At 47.7% G+C, this 17,402-nt stretch carries 14 protein-coding genes; 13 read left to right on the top strand and 1 reads right to left on the bottom strand.

What is annotated here, in order from left to right:
- The first annotated feature begins 232 nt into the window (after positions 1-232).
- From MHH25_RS29225 to MHH25_RS29165, 13 genes are all read left to right on the top strand, one after another.
- Positions 233-1,996 carry a sensor histidine kinase gene (locus MHH25_RS29225; RefSeq protein ID WP_340018727.1) on the top strand — a complete coding sequence of 588 codons (1,764 nt, stop codon included), beginning with the start codon at positions 233-235 and terminating at the stop codon, positions 1,994-1,996.
- Entirely contained in the window at positions 1,986-2,780 is a 795-nt protein-coding gene (locus tag MHH25_RS29220) for a response regulator (protein WP_074092689.1), read from the top strand. Before MHH25_RS29225 ends, MHH25_RS29220 begins: the two co-directional genes overlap by 11 nt.
- Positions 2,781-2,894: 114 nt before the next feature.
- Complete coding sequence (locus MHH25_RS29215) at positions 2,895-4,214, top strand: extracellular solute-binding protein (protein ID WP_340018726.1); 1,320 nt, start codon at positions 2,895-2,897, stop codon at positions 4,212-4,214.
- A gap of 38 nt (positions 4,215-4,252) precedes the next feature.
- Positions 4,253-5,134: a sugar ABC transporter permease gene (locus MHH25_RS29210; protein ID WP_036606643.1), complete on the top strand. Its 882-nt coding sequence runs from the start codon at positions 4,253-4,255 to the stop codon at positions 5,132-5,134.
- Positions 5,135-5,350: 216 nt separating this feature from the next.
- Positions 5,351-6,214 (top strand): carbohydrate ABC transporter permease, encoded by an 864-nt coding sequence (locus MHH25_RS29205; RefSeq protein WP_047841074.1) that lies wholly within the window; start codon positions 5,351-5,353, stop codon positions 6,212-6,214.
- A 236-nt stretch (positions 6,215-6,450) separates the two neighbouring features.
- On the top strand, positions 6,451-7,860 hold the full coding sequence (locus tag MHH25_RS29200) for an MATE family efflux transporter (protein ID WP_340018725.1): 1,410 nt from the start codon (positions 6,451-6,453) through the stop codon (positions 7,858-7,860).
- Positions 7,861-8,106: 246 nt separating this feature from the next.
- Entirely contained in the window at positions 8,107-9,003 is an 897-nt protein-coding gene (locus tag MHH25_RS29195; RefSeq protein ID WP_340018724.1) for an AraC family transcriptional regulator, read from the top strand.
- Between the two features lie 85 nt (positions 9,004-9,088).
- Positions 9,089-9,940, top strand: a complete 852-nt coding sequence (locus MHH25_RS29190) for an Rpn family recombination-promoting nuclease/putative transposase (RefSeq protein WP_047840846.1) — start codon at positions 9,089-9,091, stop codon at positions 9,938-9,940.
- A gap of 396 nt (positions 9,941-10,336) precedes the next feature.
- Complete coding sequence (locus MHH25_RS29185) at positions 10,337-11,047, top strand: response regulator transcription factor (RefSeq protein WP_036671592.1); 711 nt, start codon at positions 10,337-10,339, stop codon at positions 11,045-11,047.
- Positions 11,044-12,549 carry a HAMP domain-containing sensor histidine kinase gene (locus MHH25_RS29180; RefSeq protein ID WP_340018723.1) on the top strand — a complete coding sequence of 502 codons (1,506 nt, stop codon included), beginning with the start codon at positions 11,044-11,046 and terminating at the stop codon, positions 12,547-12,549. Before MHH25_RS29185 ends, MHH25_RS29180 begins: the two co-directional genes overlap by 4 nt.
- 60 nt (positions 12,550-12,609) lie before the next feature.
- On the top strand, positions 12,610-13,716 hold the full coding sequence (locus MHH25_RS29175; RefSeq protein WP_340018722.1) for a hypothetical protein: 1,107 nt from the start codon (positions 12,610-12,612) through the stop codon (positions 13,714-13,716).
- Positions 13,717-13,956: 240 nt separating this feature from the next.
- The gene (locus tag MHH25_RS29170) at positions 13,957-14,844 is read left to right on the top strand and encodes a rhodanese-related sulfurtransferase (protein WP_036606654.1); all 888 of its coding nucleotides are present in this window, start codon (positions 13,957-13,959) and stop codon (positions 14,842-14,844) included.
- Positions 14,845-14,856: 12 nt separating this feature from the next.
- Complete coding sequence (locus MHH25_RS29165) at positions 14,857-15,504, top strand: winged helix-turn-helix transcriptional regulator (RefSeq protein WP_081745846.1); 648 nt, start codon at positions 14,857-14,859, stop codon at positions 15,502-15,504.
- Positions 15,505-16,127: 623 nt separating this feature from the next.
- On the opposite strand, the gene MHH25_RS29160 is transcribed toward MHH25_RS29165, so the two are convergent.
- The gene (locus tag MHH25_RS29160; protein ID WP_340018721.1) at positions 16,128-17,024 is read right to left on the bottom strand and encodes an IS110 family transposase; all 897 of its coding nucleotides are present in this window, start codon (positions 17,022-17,024) and stop codon (positions 16,128-16,130) included.
- Positions 17,025-17,402 lie beyond the last annotated feature (378 nt).

The raw sequence follows: 17,402 nt of genomic DNA, 5'->3' as shown, positions 1-17,402 counted from the left end.
GAACTCCTGGGAGGATTGATTAACCTGTAAAACTATGCTATTTTTTAGTCGTTAGTTTAATCGGTAAACAAAGACTAAGAGAGAAGAAGAGTAAGGTTCATTTCTGCAAGCGCTTTAACGAGAAGAACTGAATACGTAGATAAATCCGGCATCGTTTGTACCCAGTCTTCAAGAGCACGGGCGTAAGGTGGTGGGTTCTTTTACATGCCAAAAAGAGAGGAGAATGGGGAAGTTGCACGGGAAAAAAGGACATTTTAACTCACTTCGCAATCAGATCTTCATTGGTTTCGTGATGGTGATGCTTGTTGTTCTGCTGCTCGCAGGCATATCGGCCTATGATCGGGTAGCTGCCCTGCTGAAAAGCAATGCGGAGAAACATATTCACCAAACCGCCGTCCAGGCCAGTGGAAGATTGGATGCAATTATTGCACAAGTGAATTCGCTGACCGCCCAGGTGGCGGATGATTCATACGTGCAGCGTCTGCTCAGCGATGAGAAACAAGGCAACCCGGCGACCTTTAATCAGCGCCAAGCTCTCTTGCAGATTGCAGGCAGTTATCAGTCTTTCATCAATGGCGCGCAGAGTATGGAGATATACACTACGGGTTATAACCGCATCTTTCCGATGGATGACCGATCCCTCGATCTCAGAGTGGAGCGCAACTGGATCAACCTGGCGGATGAAGGAAAAGGCAGACTGGTATGGGCAGGCGCTGACCCTGAAGATCCGGGTGTGCTTCTGGCTATTCGGCGGATTAACCTGCTGGATCATTCTTTCGAACATGGAGGTTATGTGGTGGTGCGGATGCAGCGCAGTTTTTTTCAACTCAATGATTCGAATGGGACAGATGGTTCGCAGGACTCTATCATGCTCTTGGATGGGGCAGGCGAAGTGGTGGCTTCCGATCTGGAGATCAATCTCGATCCCAAAGCCATATTGGACAGCGGATCAGTCGTGCAGAACGGGGAGGAATCCTATATCGTCGTCCGGCAAAAATCGGAGTTAACGGGATGGACACTTGCTGTCCTGACCCCGTTGCGGGAGACAACGGAAGGTGTATCCATCCTGAGAACAGCGTTGCTCGTCTCGGGAATGATTGGTGTTGTTCTGTTTCTTATCATGTCCTTCTTCCTGTCCACAATGATTACACGTCCACTCATACGGCTGATGCGGGCCATGCGCAGTGCAGAGCCGGGAGCAATGAGACCTAATCTAATGGTTAGCTCTACGATGGAAATCAATGAACTTAACAACGTATATAACCAGATGGTCTACAGGCAGAATGAATTGACCCGTGTGGTTCATGAGAAGGAAGTCATGCAGTCCCGGGCTGAGCTGAAGGCGTTGCAATCTCAGATTAATCCCCATTTTCTATTCAACACACTGGAAGCGTTCTATTGGTCCCTTGAGGAGAAGGGAGACGAGGAGATGGCACGTATGGTTGTGGCGATGTCCCGATTATTTCGCTACATCATCTCCAGTTCGCAGCAGGATGAATGGGTTACGATTGCCGACGAGCTGGAACACGCGGAGCGTTATCTTCAAATTATGCAGATGCGGTTGGGAGAGAGAATGCAATGGGAGATTCAGCTGAGTGATGCGGTACGTAAGGTCGCAATACCGAAACTTCTTATACAGCCCTTGGTGGAAAATGCGATTCTCCATGGGATTGAAAGTAAACTGGGACCGGGAAAGATAAGCATCCATGTGGATGCTTCGACAGAGAAAAATCTGGTTTGCATTGAGGTCCGGGATGATGGTCCCGGTATGGATGAATTACGGCTTCAATCTGTCATTCATGCTTTACATGGCGGGCCCGCTGTATCTAACAAGGGTACAGGTGTAGGTCTAATCAACGTACATCGGCGACTGAAGCTTTACTTTGGCAGCCAACTTGGCGAACGTTGCAAGCTTTCCATAACAAGTAAGGTTGGGGAAGGAACTGTCATTTGTTTTGAGATTCCCATGGGAACGGAGGGTGCATATGATTCATGACAAAACGATTCTTATCGTGGATGATGAGCCGCGTACAAGAGAGGGTATTCGCAAAACACTGGAAGGATGGTCGGCAGGACGAAATCACATTCAGACTGCAGAAAGTGGTGTCGAGGCTGTGGAATGGCTCAAGAAAAAGCCAGCAGATCTGTTAATAACGGATGTTCGCATGCCGGAATTCTCTGGCTTGTCTCTGATTGAAGCCATTCAACATTTTTCGAACAAGCCTGTTGTCCTGATTATGTCGGGACATGCCGATTTTCAGTACGCCCAACAGGCCATTAAGCTGGGTGTTGTGGAGTATATGTTGAAACCAATTGATAAGGAACAATTGCTGCAGACCGTCGAAAAAGCCCTAAAGTTCAGCGAACAACAGCGACGTATTCAAACGATGCAGGAAATGGTTGACCCCAAGTTGCTGGATGTTAAGGAGCGAGGGGAACAGAGGCTCAATAGCCAGATAAGTGAAGCTTTGACCTATGTGGATGCTCATCTGGGTGAACATGTGACCATGCGTGAAATCGCTGATCTACTCCATCTCAACTCCAGTTACTTCAGCGTATTGTTTAAGGAACAGATCGGCATCAATTTTAGTGAATACCTTACCCGCAAACGCATTCAGCGCGCGAAGGAGTTGCTTGTACAGACAACGATGCCAATCTCGGAAATTGCCGAACAGGTGGGTTATCAGACGGATAAGTATTTTATCACAGTATTTAAAAGCCTTGAGGGGCTAAGTCCAAGCAAATATCGGCATTCCCTATCTGAACGAAGTAACAAATAACCTCAAAAAAGTGGAGTTTTTCCAAATTGTTCTGGTCTTATAGGTGTGATAGGCGCGTGCTACAATTTGGTTAAAGCGGTTACATTAACCGATAAAACCAAGGGGGTTGGAATAATGAGCAAAAAGACGATGGCCATTCTTCTGTCATGGACGCTGGTTCTCGCCGTAATTTTATCCGGATGTAACAGTTCAAGTTCGGATGAAGAGGGTGAAACAGGCAACAACGGCACAGATGGGAAAGTAACCCTCAAATTTATGCACCTCTGGCCAGCAGGCAGTTCCGCACAGCAAAACAAACTGGTCAACGATATCATCAAGCAGTATCAAACGGATCATCCGAATGTAACCATTAAGCAGGAAGTGCTGGAGAATGAACAATATAAGAACAAATTGAAAATTCTGTCGGCATCCAATGAACTTCCCGATGTGGGTGTAACTTGGGCTGCTGGATTTCTGGAGCCTTATGTAAAGGGGAACCTGTTCGCACCGGTCGATGATCTGCTGAGCGACTCGCTGGGCGAGAAATTCATAGCCGGTACAACAGAAGCTTATGCCATAGACGGCAAAACATATGCGCTACCAATCGAGTTGAATATCTCCCCCATTTATTATAACAAAGCCATTTTTGCGAAATATAACTTGCAGCCGCCAGCAACGTACGATGAATTCCTGAGTGTGCTGAAGACACTGACAGAGAACGGTGAGGTGCCGATCGCACTGGGCAATAAAGACCGCTGGACCGGCTCACTCTGGTATATGTATCTGGCGAATCGGTTAGGTGGAGATGCACTGGAAAAGGCCATCAATGGCTCTGGCAAGTTTGACGACCCTGCGCTGACTCAAGCTGCTGCCGAGGTACAAAAACTGGTGGATATGAATGCTTTCAACAAAGGCTTTAACGGGTTGTCTAACGATGAGGGCAAATCCGAATTCATGAACGAAAAAGCTGCTATGTATCTGATGGGTACCTGGGAACTGCCAAACTTCACGACTAACCCGGACATCCCGCAGGAATTCAAAGACAAGATTGGATTTTTCAAATTCCCAACAATGGAAGATGGCAAGAGCGATATTAATAGCTGGGTAGGTGGTCCAGGTGTAGGGTTGTTCGTGGCCCAGAACTCCAAAGTGAAGGAAGAAGCGCAGAAGTTTGTGCAATACTTTGTGGAAAAATGGGGTGAAAGTTCGGTAACTGAAGCAGGCGTCATCCCGGCTACCAAAGTGGATACGGCGGCAGTACAGTTGCCACAGCTCTATATTGACCTGCTGAACGAATTGAACCAGGCCAGCAGCCTTACACTCTTTGCAGATGTACAGATGAAACCGGCAGCCGCTCAGGCACATCTGGACATGATTCAAGCATTGTTTGGCAAAGCGGTGACACCAGAGGATTTTGTGAAGAATCATCAGGCTGCAATTGATAAAGGCAATTGACGTACACGTGCTTGAACGCTTGAAGGGAGGATAATGTGATGGACAAAGTCATGTCCAACCGTCTCGTTGCTGCGTTGTACGTGCTTCCTGCACTGCTTCTGCTGCTGGTCTTGGTTTACATCCCGATCGTGCTCACCGGGTATTATGGGTTGATGCAATGGGACGGGATCGGTGCAATGACCTTTATTGGATTGGATAATTACGCCAGACTTCTTCAAGACGGAACATTCTGGCAGAGTGCGAATCATACCTTTTTACTTGCTTTGTTCTCTGCGCTGAGTCTGATCGGTTATCTGATGATTGCTTTGGTGCTGTCAGGCAAGATCAAGGGTGCCAATCTGTTCCGTAAAATATATTTGATCCCGATGCTGCTGTCTTCGGTCGCGATCGCCCAGTTATGGCTGAAGATCTATCATCCCAGCAATGGTGTGCTAAACACCTTTCTGGAAGCGATCGGCTTCAGCAATCCGCCAGCCTGGCTGGCGGAGCCATCCCTGGTGTTGTATGCACTGTTCGTGCCGATTCTATGGCAGTATGCAGGCTTCTATATTTTGATCTATTATGCGGCCCTCAAAAATATTCCGGAATCTCTGGTGGAAGCAGCCCGGATTGATGGAGCAAGCCCTTGGCAGATCGCTTTTCGAATCAAGCTGCCCCTTATTACAGAAGTCATCAAGGTGACTGTGGTACTGGCTGTGGTAGGCTCACTCAAGTATTTTGATCTCATCTACGTGATGACCGATGGCGGACCGAATGGTTCCAGCGAAGTGATGGCCTCCTATATGTATCGTCAGGCGTTCCGTAGCTTCGACTTTGGTTACGGCAGTGCTGTAGGGTTCTTCCTGCTCTTGATCTGTCTGCTTGTTACCTGGCTGCTTCGAAAAGCGACAGCATCCAAAGATACGATCCAGTATTCCTGACGCTAGTTCGTGTCTGAAAACTCGCTGAAGTGCATCTTTTACCGCCTTTTCGCCCCCTGCTGCGTCACTTTCCCTTGACGTGCCCCGGCACGCCTGCGGAAAATTTCCTTGCTTGGAACGAAAATTCGGCAAAATCTGCCACCTTCGGAGTTTCCAGACACGCCCTAGTGAAATGAAAGGAGGTCCATCCCGGTGAAGACGGATACGGCCGTTAGATTGCCAACTTACCCGGGGACAAGCCGAGGTTCGGCATGGTTAAGGAGATTTGGCTATATTCTGCTGTATTTCCTCTTGTCCCTGGTAGCTTTGCTGCAAATTTTACCTTTGGTATGGCTACTGTTGTTCTCGCTTAAAAATAATCAGGAAGTATTCGACATGGCGCCTTTTTCCCTTCCTGCCACTCCGCGTTGGGAAAACTATGTCAAGGTATGGACAGAGGGAAATATCAGCTTGTACTTCTTCAACAGTGTATGGATTACGGTGGTCTCGGTGGTGGTCACCGTGCTGTTTGCCAGTCTGGTGACCTTTGCCATTACACGTATGCGCTGGAAGGGTCGTTCGCTGGTGCTGGGGCTGTTCATGGTGGGTCTGATGATCCCTGTGCACTCCACATTGATTCCGTTGTTCAGCTTGTTCCTGAAGCTACATCTCACCGATCATCCTTTGTCAGTCATCTTGTCTTATATTGCCTTTAATATGCCAATTACTATTATGATTTTACTCGGATTCTACTACGCGCTTCCCCGAGAAGTGGAAGAAGCCGCAGTGATGGATGGTTGCTCCGTGCATCGGATTTTCTTTCGGATTGTGCTGCCGATGACGTCTTCGGTCATTTCCACAACGGCGATCATTAACATGATCTATAACTGGAATGAATTCATCTTTGTTAATACGTTCATCAGTACAGATTCGTACAAAACCCTGACTGTTGGGGTACAGAACTTTATTGGTCAATACACAACGGATTGGGGAGCCATTGGTGCAACGCTGATGATTAGTATTATGCCAATCCTGATTGCTTTTCTTATCTTGAGTAACCGAATCGTGGAGGGAATTGCTGCGGGTTCTGTTAAAGGTTAAAAGGCTGAGGGTTTAAGGTCCTTCCATTACTTGCTCAAAAGCGAGTTGGGAAGGACCTTTTTTGTCTTCTAAAACCTCTTGCAGGCGTACGGAAGCGGAGCTTGATGAAAGCACTGAAAATACCTATTTATGGAATTACAAAAAACTTTCAACTATTTTCGCAAAACTACTGCATTTTCAAACCACCTGTGCTAACATACCCTAAGAATTAAAGCCCACATGGGAAAGGTGAGAAAATGACAGCAATATCCTCAACCAAAGAGTCCCTTCGTTCTGATGCCAAGGATCTGAATCTGATTCGACTTACATGGCCTATTTTCTTGGAACTCTTCTTATTTATGTTGATGGGGAGCGTGGATACGCTCATGCTCAGCTCGGTATCCGATAATGCGGTCTCCGGCGTTGGAGCAGCCAATCAGATTATTTCTATCGCTATCCTTGTATTGGAAGTCATTGGACATGGTGCTGCGATTGTAGTCGCACAATATATCGGATCCAAAAAGTTAAGTGAAGCAGCACAAGTTACGGGTAATGCGATCACACTGAATCTTATCGTAGGTCTGGTCCTGAGCGGAATCTTCCTTCTGTTCGGAGGACATTTGTTATCACTCCTGAACATTCAAGGCGAAATTTATGATTTTGCCCGTTCGTATATAAATATAGTCGGTGGCGGTATCTTCCTTCAGGCGCTCATTAATGCGCTGGCTGCGACGATTCGTACACATGGTTACACCAAAGAAACGATGTATGTTGCTGTATTCATGAACGTGATTCACGTTGTTGGTAACTATGCATTGATCTTTGGAAACTTCGGCCTGCCGAAGCTTGGGGTGGAAGGGGCAGCGATCTCCACGGTGGGAAGCCGGTTTATCTGCCTGCTGATCTTCTTCTGGTTGTTGTATCGTGTGAGCGAGGTGCGGGTGGATTTTGAATACTACATTAAGTTGTCCAAGAAATTCATTGGCAAAATTCTGCGGATTGGCATTCCGTCTGCGATGGAATCGATGGTATATCATTCCTGCCAGCTCGTGTTCACGCTGTATGTGACCTATCTGGGCGCAGAAGCTATGGCAACCAAGCAGTATGCGGGTAATATCTCCAGCTATATCTACTTGTTCAGCATGGCGATTGGTATGGGGACATCGATCATTGTAGGTCGGCTTGTCGGTGCGCGGCGCAAAGACGATGCGTACAAACGTGTTTTTGACAGTGTAAAATGGGCACTTCTGGCCACGGTTATCATTGATGTAATCATCATTTTTTTCCGTGTACCGCTGATGAGCATCTTTACGGATAATCCGGAAATTATCAAGCTGGGGGCTCAAGTGATTCTACTCAGTCTTTTGCTCGAAACCGGGCGTACCTGCAATATTGTGATCATTGGTTCCCTGCGTGCGGCAGGGGATGCAAAGTTCCCGGTATACATGGGTCTGATCTCTATGGTCTGCATGAGTCTGCCTCTGGGATACCTGCTCATATTCAAGCTTCATCTGGGGCTCGCTGGTGTGTGGCTTGCCATTGCGGCGGATGAGTGGACCCGCGCGGTCATTATGTACTTCCGCTGGAAGAGTAGAGCTTGGGAGAAACATGAACTGGTGGAGCATGATGATGAAGAGGTTGGTGCACAGCCGGTACCGGCTGTCTGACGAAGTGTTGTACGGATAAACAAAGCAAATAGTTAAATGAACCTGCTGTAGATCAATGAAGTGGCTCTACAGTAGCCACAGGGCAGCAGTTTCCCAGAAGAGTCAATTACGGAAAGGATTCAATCCGTGATTGGCTCTTTTTGCATCTCCGGCAGAGGTAAACAGAAATAAAGATAGCAAAAATGATCAAAACGGCGATGACATCCTTCACGTATAGTAAGGATATGGAAGGGGGCTTTACCTCAGTTGAGCCGTTACCGTGCAATGATTCAGCAAAGTTTGTTCTATATTGAGACTCATCTGCATGAGCAGATTGGGCTGGAAGAAGTAGCATCCGAGGCGTTGTTGTCGCCGTATCACTACCATCGAATTTTCCGTAATGAGGTGGGCATGACCGTGGTGGATTATATCCGAAACCGTCGGATGAGTCTGGCGTCCACCACCCTCCGATCGACGGATGCGGGCATTTTGGACATCGCCCTGGCATGTGGTTTTGAGAGTCAGGAAGCCTTCACCCGCGCATTCCGCAAATTATATGGCATGCCACCAGGACGTTTTCGCAAATTGTTTGATCTGAAATTATTCGAAGGAAGAACCAGAGGAGGAGAATTACAGATGAATCAGACGTCAACAATTACAGGTTGGATGTTAACCGGAAGTCACCCGCAGAATTATGAGATGGGTATTGATCCTGCTGAAGTGCATCAGGGGAAAGCTTCAGGATATTTGAAGGCCGTTACGCCGATGGAGCCTAACGAGTTCGCAACAATGATGCAACAGTTCAGAGCGGACAAGTATGTGGGCAAGCGGATGAAGTTATCGGGATTTGTGAAGACCGAGCATGTGGATGCGTTCTGCGGATTATGGATGCGTGTGGATAATAACGTGCATGATGTACTTCAATTTGATAACATGCATGATCGGCCAATTACGGGTACGCAGCCATGGAATCAGTATAGTATTGTGCTTGATGTACCGGAGGGTAGCGCGGTCATTTCATTCGGGGTTATTTTGAACGGTAGAGGAAAAGTGTGGGTCGACAGCTTCCGCTTCGAGGAGGTTGATCCGAACACACCGCTGACACATACGGAGACAGAGTACGAGATGTCGGACGAGCCGCTCAATCTGTCATTTGAGGAGTAGATGCAATTTAAGTGCAGATCCATTATCAAGCTGAGGCTATATGGGAATTATGATATAATGCTGGTGAGAATGGAGCTGATGCTGAGTGACGGAATTACTCGATCCACGAGTAGATTTTGTGTTCAAACGCATTTTTGGAAGTGAGCAAAACAAAGATGTTTTGTTAGCTTTTCTGAACAGCACGTTTATAGAGACCGGCGAATCTCCTCTTACGGAGATCACTGTGGTTAACACGTATACAGATAAGGATAGTCCAGAGGATAAACAATCCATTCTGGATATTAAAGCAAAGACGTTAGAAGGCAAACTAATTAACATTGAAATGCAGCTGTTTAACCCGTATAACATGGAGAAAAGGACGTTGTTTTATTGGAGTGAGATGTACTTTCATCAGATAAAAAAGGGTGAAAACTATAGTCTACTCAAAAAATGCGTGACTATTAATATACTCAACTACTCCTGTCTGGATAATGAGCGATATCACAATGTTTTTCATTTACGAGAAGATCATACAGGTATTGGTTTGACGGATGATATCGAAATACATGTGATGGAACTAACCAAATTGGATGAGTATTCTGTTCCGATGGAAAAAGGCGGACTCGTGAATTGGTTATTATTCCTGAAGGGGATAGATACATCAAACTGGGAGGTGCTGGCCATGAATGAACCGATGTTGAAAAAGGCGATGGATACGCTGGAATTTCTGAGTCAGGATGCGTCCACCAGAATGGCCTACGATGCTCGGATGAAAGCATTGAGTGACGAAAAATCAATGATTGAAGGCGCACGAGCTGAAGGTGCAGCCAAGGGTAAGTTGGAAGGCAAGAGAGAAATGGCCCGTGAATTACTTACACTTGGTGTAGATCTTTCTGCTATAGTTAAAGCATCAGGACTCTCCGAAGATGAAATTAAGAAGTTATTGCCTAAACAGTAACATGAAACGGGAATCTATAGATTAAGGGCTGATCCAATTACGGGTTGGCTCTTTTTGTCGTCATTGGGGTATAAAGAAAGTAGAGCCAAGTCCAAGCTGAGAGGATGAAAGCTTCTCATACAAATTGCAAACTCATCCATAGCTAAATCGCAAAGACCTTGCTAACATAAATAAAAAAGAACTGAATATTTACACGAAAACGAAGAGTGCAGAACCAGTCTGAAGAAACGAAGTTCAAAGCTTTCTGTCAGAAAGCTACTTCGGAAGCATATGCTACGCCCTTTATCACCGGATTTCCCCTTTGGAAGAAGGGGATTAAAGACATCTGGGGATAACAGCGATCAGAAGACGGTACTGCATTTGAAGTTATCTCGTGTAACGTAGAGGATGAATCCCATGAATAAAAAAGTGCTCGTGGTAGATGACGAATCAAGTATCGTCAGTGCCATTGCTTACGCGCTGCGGCGCGAAGGATATGAAGTAGATACTGCGAGTGACGGCGAAGAGGCCTTGGTTAAGGTCGCATCGTTTCACCCACAGGTCATGATTCTGGACGTGATGATGCCCAGGCTTGATGGATATGGCGTATGCCGCAGGCTGGAGGACCGCGAGGATATCGGCATTATTTTGCTGACCGTCAAAAATGATATCGTGGACAAAATCGTTGGCCTGGAAATGGGCGCCGATGATTACATGACCAAACCATTCGAGATCCGTGAACTGCTCGCAAGGGTGAAAGCGCTCATGCGCCGTGTCGAGAAAAGCAGTCCACCACCTGACGATTCGAAGAATCAGGCCATCGTGAATGGCACACTGCGTATTCATGTTGCTCACCGCACAGTGACCGTGAATGAGGAGAAGCTGGATCTGACACCAAAAGAGTTTGATCTGCTGACCATTCTCATGTCCAATCCTGAACGTGTGTACACACGAGACGATCTGCTGGATCGAGTGTGGGGCATGGAATATGCGGGTGGTACACGAACCGTAGACATTCACATCCAGCGTTTGCGTAAAAAAATTGGAGATACGGATCAGCAAAAATTACAGACCGTATACGGGATTGGCTACAAAGCATCTGCACCTGAAACAGGCGGGGCCATATGAGAGTCAGCATCAAGCTGAAATTCAGTGTTTTTCTGGCAGCCTTGCTTATCCTTACCGTGGTGGTGCTTAGTTCATTGGTCCTGCGCGGTATTGAACGCAATCAGCAGTCACAGATTGAAGGTATTTTATCACAGCAGACACGGCTGGTGAATCTGAATGTGCGACAGTCCTACTACACGGAGTCCGTTCATCTTGAACAGGAAGTCTTTTTACAACAAAACGGCCGTAGGCTTGCACAGGAACTGGCCAACTCTACCGGATTGCCGATAGCGCTCTATGATATGAAAGGCCAGCAAGTTGGCTCATCGATCAGTTCCGGGGAGAGTGCGATTGTTCAGGATACGCTCAACTATGCACTGCAAAATAAAATTGCCTATCATGAACAAGGGGATACCTTGCTCTATGCCGCACCACTGGACGGTCCGGATGGACAGATGGGGGCTGTATGGATGCAATATCCGGTCCAAAGCTACCATGAATTCTATACTCGCATCCTTCAATTGTTCATATGGGCAGGAATTACCGTTGTTGCGCTGAGCTTCATATTAGGTTATTTGTTCTACAATCGGTTTGCCGTTGCGATTACCCGGCTGAAAAAGTCCGCAGATTCCATTCGCGAAGGGCACTACATTACGGAGTCTCCTTTAAAGCGCAAGGATGAGTTGGGGGAGCTGGGGCAGGGCATTTATTATATGAGTACATCCATTCAACAAAATATCACAGCCATGCATGCGGAGCAGCAGAAGCTGCAACTGGCGATTGAGAAACTTCAGGCGCTGGAACAGCAACAGAAACAATATATCGGTAACATCAGCCATGAGTTCAAGACACCGCTGACATCGATCAAAGCTTATGTGGAGCTGCTCGACATGTATAAGGATGATCCGCAACTGCTTGATGATGCCACAAGTAACATTGGCAAAGAAACGGAGCGGCTGTACGAGATGGTCGAGAAAGTCTTACATTTATCTGCTCTGGAGAAGTATGACTTCGAGAACCAGGCCGAAGATGTAGAGGTCAGCGCTCTACTGAAGGATGCCTGTGGCCGGATGCGGGGGAAAGCCGAGAAATTTGGGCTGAACATGGAACTGGATCTTGAACCGGCGGTGATCCGCAGCGATCGGGAGAGTCTTATGCATATTTTCATCAATATGCTGGATAATGCCATTAAATATAACGTTCCGGATGGTGTGATCCGGGTGAAGAATGAACTGCGGATGCAGGAGCGTCAAGCGGTCATTCGCATCTACAACTCGGGTACGCCGATTCCGGCAGAGGCACAGGAGAAGATTTTTGAACCCTTTTACACCGTGAACAAAGACAGAGCCAGAAAAACCGGAGGAACCGGACTGGGGCTATCTCTCGTGAAGCAGTTTGTTGAAAAACAGGGCGGTACAATCACCCTGCTGTTGAGTGATCCAGAAGATGGGGAAGGTGTGACGTTCCAGCTCATGTTCCCTTTGGCTGATTCAAGTTTACAAGTTCGAAACAAGTCTGAATAACTTTGGAAGTATGCGATGTGTATGCTTGGTCTATAGCAAGAGAAACCAGGGGGGACCATCATGAATTGGAAACAAGCAGCTATGGGCACGTTCGGAGCCATTGCCCTGTTAACGACAGCGGCATGCGGGGGAACAACGGAGCCGGGGGGCAACGCACAAGGCGGGAAAACGGGCACGGATATTACGGTAAAAGATAATACCAACACGTCCGTGTACCAGAGCTTCAAGCTGGAGAAAATTGATAAATTGCCGAATATGCGCGGGATCGCATGGCTAAGTGATGATTGGATTGTATCCGACAAAGAGAACAAGTCCTTGATACCCGTCACGGTTGAAGGTCAGGAAAGATACCCGCATAACTTATATATGTATGATCTGACGAAAGGTACAGACACGCCGCTCAAAGAAAGTGAAGCCAGTCTGGGTGCACCGCTGGTATCACCGGATGGTCAGTACCTGTTCTACCGCGAGCCGGAGGAAAATACGGGCAAAGGCTACTTCCTGAACCTGCATAACGGGGAGACAACCCCTGCTGGTAAGGAGGATGGATTTATCCAAGAGGGCGCATGGCTGGATAATGAACATGTCGTTTTCCCTAATATGAAGGGTGATCTGATCTCGGCAAGTGTGGACGGTACAACAAAGATACTGGTGGAAACAGGTAATTTCAATGTACGGAGTATCAAGGTGTCAGGCGATATGCTCTATTATATTACGGGCGAGGACGGCCAGTTGAATGCATACGATGCGAAGACGGGTGACGTAAAACAGGTGCTGAAAAGTGTGGAGTGGGTCATCCCATCTAATGATGGAACAAGGCTTGCGATTGTGAAAAAAACAGCGGATACCAAACGGGCGCTGGTGCTCACCGATCTGGAAGGCAATGAGAAGGCCACGCTTGCCAGAGGCACACAGATTTTCGGCACAAGCTGGTCGGGTGATGATTCCAAGATTGCATATACCATCAATTCTGAGAATGATAATGAGAAAGGGCTATTTGTCTCCAACACGGAGTCGGCAGAACAGTTCCAGATCTCGGCTGATATGGACAACGCTTCTGACCCACTCGCCTGGAGCCCGAAAGGAAATAAAATTCTGTTATCGCAGGCGGTATTGGAGAATGAATCGTATCACTTTGTAACCTCGGTCATTACGATCTCGGAATAGGGTGAATGTTGCGGACAGATATGTTCCATATCTTTCATGCCTTTCTATACATTTATATTGACTAAGCTGTTCCGCTTCCGATAAACTAGAATGCAGGAATAAAAGTCGAATGTCAGGCAGCAGTTCGAGACGATGTTTCGGGCGGCTGTTTATTTTCTTTTTTAGAAGTAAGGGTGCAACGTAGTCGTCTTGCCGGATGATCCGGCTAATAACAACATGGAATAGGAACAGGTGATATACATGTGTAACAGCGCGTACCGCGTGCTTTTATATTATAAGTTCGTGAAGATTGAAGACCCCGAGACGTTTACACAAGAGCATCTGCAATACTGTAAGGACCTGGGTGTGAAAGGCCGTATTCTGATCGCATCCGAAGGCATTAACGGTACGGTATCCGGAACGCCAGAACAGACGGAACAGTACATGAAAGATATGCTGGCTAATCCGCTGTTCAGCGACATGGTGTTCAAGATTGATGATGTCGAGGAGCATGCGTTCAAAAAAATCTTTGTTCGTCACAAAGCAGAGCTGGTAACCTTCCGTGTGGAAGATGAACTTGACCCAAATGTGACTAGCGGCAAACGCCTTTCGCCGAAAGAGTTCCATGAACATCTACAACGTGATGACGTTATCGTTATCGATGGTCGCAATGATTATGAATACGAAATTGGTCATTTCCGCGGGGCCATCCGTCCAGATGTGGAGTCGTTCCGTGAGTTTCCGGAGTGGATTCGGGAGAACCTGGGTGACATGAAAGACAAAACGATTATTACCTACTGTACTGGCGGCATTCGCTGCGAGAAGCTGACCGGGTTCATGATCAATGAAGGATTCCAGGATGTGGCTCAATTGGACGGCGGTATTGTCACGTACGGTAAAGATCCGGAAGTACAAGGCCATCTGTTCGATGGCAAGTGTTACGTGTTTGACGAGCGCATCTCTGTACCGATTAACCGGACAGAAGAGGATATTGTCATTGCTAGCTGTTATCACTGTGGAACGACACATGACCGATATATTAATTGTCCAACCTGCAACCTGCAGCACGTAAGCTGTGAGGATTGCGAAGAGACGCATAACCGCTTTTGCTCGGATGCCTGCCGGGAGGCAGCACCGGTACACGCATAAGCAGGAGAGCAGGTGCTGATCGTGAAGCGCGAAGAAGAACGAACGACGCGTGAACGGATTTTGTTCATGCTGAAGCAGCAAGGTACATTGACCGCGAGGGAAATGACAGCTGATCTGGGTCTGACCGGCATGGCCATTCGCCGTCATCTGACGGCACTGGAGCAGGACGGCTGGATCGAGGTTCGGGAGGCCCGGGCTACGGCCGGACGTCCGTCCTCGGTGTACCAACTGACGGTACGCGGGGATAGCTTTTTTCCAAAATCATATTCGTCCCTTACGCTGGAATTGCTTGAAGAATTGTCTGACTCAGCCGGGAGCGGTGTGGTAGATGCATTGTTCGAGAGTCGCCGGGACAAGCTGCTTCGTAGCGGATTGCCACAGATGGAGGGCCAGGATCTGGCCGGACGGGTGGAGGAACTGGCGCGAATCCAGAATGCCAACGGATATATGGCGGATGCGTCCAGAGAAGACGATGGAACTTACGTCATTACGGAAATGAACTGCCCGATTGTGCAAGTCGCAAGTGTCTACAAGCAGGCTTGCCGCTGTGAACTGGAACTGTTCCGCTCGCTACTTCAAGCTGAGGTGGAGCGTACCGAATGTTACGCCGATGGCGGCAAAAGGTGCAAGTATGAGATTCGCGAAGCGTCGGGGAATTAATTGGTGAGAGTTTGAAAAAAAGATAATAAAAGATATTCAAAGTGTAAAGAAGAAGAGATGGTATCGAGTTTCGTCGAGGCCATCTCTTTTTTATATCCTGCGTTACGTGAAACTGTATGAAAGAAATTTCTCTAACGAACCCTGTAGACGTTATTTTCCTCTCCAAAGATCTTTTCAAAATTTAACGAATCGTAAAGGCGCTATTTTGCTTAATTTGGCCGATTCTCGTTATTCATTCTAATATTAGAATGAATAACGAGTGTGAGGTTCGTTAGGATTTGCATATCGTGATTATTCCCCCAATAAGATGTCTCGGGTTCGTTGCTATGAACGTTTTTGTCAAGTCCATCACAAAAAGCTGCTTTTCCCCGAAGCCCTAAGCGCGGGAGTCCATATGCGAGCGACGGTTGGCACGCTGCTATCCGTGGGTTGGTTACCACATGGTATGCCTTCGTCAAGGAGAGCTTTTACAAGCTAGCCACGCACGTTCAGCCCATTAAAAGCCTAGTGCAAACGAACCTCGTACATTCTCTCCTGAACCTTCCATGAACTCCCGGGCCTAAGGCTCCGGAGTTTTCCCCTTTTCCTTTTAAACCATCCGTCTCTTCAAGATGAATAACAGATTACTGAGCGTTCGGTAGCTCCAACGTTCGGGCGACCGCCCAAATGAACCCGGTCAGTTCCCTGGCCACCGCGGTGACCGCGACATTTTTGTGTTTGTTTAATCCATAAACTAAACGGCGGAATTTTCGGTGCAGCCGTTCCTGGGCTTTCCATGAAATGAGCTGTATGTCCGCAGGCAGACCTTCCAAACGGCGGGCCAAGTCCCCTTTAATCGCAGGCCGATGGCGGTAACTCCATGCCGATTCAATCAAGGTGCGACGCAATCGTCCATTTCCCGCTTTGGTGAGCGAGCCTCGTTGGGTACGGACTCCAGACGAATGCTCACGCGGAACCAGGCCCAAGTAAGCCATGAGCTGAGCAGGAGAACGGAACCGGGCAAAGGAACCGATCTCCGCAGCAAGCGTGACGGCCGTGAGAAATCCAATGCCACGCAGAGACTGTAAAATCTGAATCAAATCGGCTTTGGAACTGGTCGCTGCCTCTTCAATCAAGGCTTTTTCCAGTCGACCGATGCGTTGCTCGATCTCGTCCATGGCATGAAGGTACTCCGTAAACGCAATCTGCATAGGCGCATTCGGGAAGGTCAGTTGTCCAAGCCATACGCGATATTTTTTCGTCCAGCGACGTTTGATTTGTTCAGGCGGATGGATCTGGTGACGCAATAAAAATTTGAGCACGCGTTGACGAGCCCGGTGAGCATCTTCTTTTGCCGATTCGCGTGCCCGAACCAATTCACGAAGCGCCTCATCTTCACGTGCTGGAACGTAAATCGGCGTAAGCTCGCCTGCACGGAACAGACGTGCCAGTTGCTCGGCATCCCGTCGATCGGTTTTCACGTGATCGCCGGAGCGTTTGGGGATGAGTGAAGGGGCAATGACGACACAATGGGCCCCCATGGATTCGATCCAGCGGTAGGTTTCGTATCCTGTAGGATAGCCTCATAACAAAACGAGAGGGAGCTTGCCGGACCCAACTCTTTGATGAGTTTGCGTAAGGCAGCAGGCGCATGAGCAATGGTACCGTAATACCGCGGCTTGTCTTTACCCTCGTCAGCAATAGCGACAGAAATTTTTCTTTGGATACATCTAAACCAATGAATTTTGTGGTAGACTTCATAGGGATAGCTCTCCTTTGCTGTGTAGCTCTGAAATGGTGGTCTTCTTACTGTCCATTTTAACCTACGATGTGCAGCAATATGGAGGGCTATTTTTTGCGGTTACGTTCATCATAGCTAGCATTGGAGAAAGGGCAATTTTATTGTTTGGCGCTAATAC

This window comes from Paenibacillus sp. FSL H3-0457, from assembly GCF_037981725.1.
GTDB classification, from domain to species: domain Bacteria; phylum Bacillota; class Bacilli; order Paenibacillales; family Paenibacillaceae; genus Paenibacillus; species Paenibacillus amylolyticus.
This window is presented reverse-complemented; position numbering and strand designations above follow the sequence as displayed.